Annotated in this window: 1 protein-coding gene; it reads right to left on the bottom strand. The window is 33.5% G+C overall.

What is annotated here, in order from left to right; genetic code table 11:
- Nucleotides 1–229: 229 nt before the first annotated feature.
- Nucleotides 230–427, bottom strand: a complete 198-nt coding sequence (locus E1171_RS23295; RefSeq protein ID WP_187696124.1) for a hypothetical protein — start codon at nucleotides 425–427, stop codon at nucleotides 230–232.
- Nucleotides 428–854: the final 427 nt, after the last annotated feature.

The raw sequence follows: 854 nt of genomic DNA, 5'->3' as shown, positions 1-854 counted from the left end.
AACAGTTCAAAGCTTGGCATAAGGCTAAAGAGCCCTGGTTACCCAACAAATTAAAGTTTATTACCAATTTATTTTTTTACACATTCAACTGCCATAAATTCCTTATCGTTCAATACCAAACTTTTCCTATTTTTAGTTCTTAAAAGTTTTGAGAAGACTTTTCTCTATACCCCCCATTTTATAGAAGCGAAGATTTAAGAGAGTCCCATGGTCCAGATTAAATAAAAACTTATGGCATATTCCAAATAAAGATAATTAAAACAACTGCCGAATTAGGTGAAGGTTCAATAATATTGTCTAAATAAATAATAGTCTCTGTTTCTATTGACAATTCCCCCCTTTTCTTCGAGCCCAAATACAATACTTTTAACAATTGTAAAGTATTTTTTTGCTGAATTCTATAACCCAAAACAAAGTTAGGTTTCATAATTAAAACACTTTCGACTGTTGGCTTTTCTCTAATTTAGTGTCAGTATTTAATAAACATGGACTAAGCTTTTTCTTTCAGGCGGGCCTCGTTACTTACAACGAATTTTTTACCATTATCTGCATAATAATATTATAATGGAATAACCTCACCTCTAAAATATGTGTTAGATGAACCGATCAACATGTACTTAATCAAAGAAACTTTACATTAGCATATCGTCAATTCTTATATATATCCGCCTTCCACTTCAGGCCCCAATCCTTCTATAACACCCGTACCAACCACTAAGGTTTAATATAAACTCGATCTTTAGAAGAGTTACACTTGGATAATTTATACCTTAGCTAACAAACGAAAAAAGCCCGTCTCAACTAAGAAACGGGCTTCGTTTGATAAAGGCTGGCGACGACCTACTCTCCCACCG

This window comes from Xanthovirga aplysinae, assembly GCF_009711365.1.
GTDB lineage: Bacteria > Bacteroidota > Bacteroidia > Cytophagales > Cyclobacteriaceae > Xanthovirga > Xanthovirga aplysinae.
This window is presented reverse-complemented; position numbering and strand designations above follow the sequence as displayed.

What these genes read in the sequence shown, in the direction of transcription:
- E1171_RS23295 (WP_187696124.1), bottom strand. Translation starts at nt 427, where the DNA reads ATGAAACCTAACTTTGTTTTGGGTTATAGAATTCAGCAAAAAAATACT.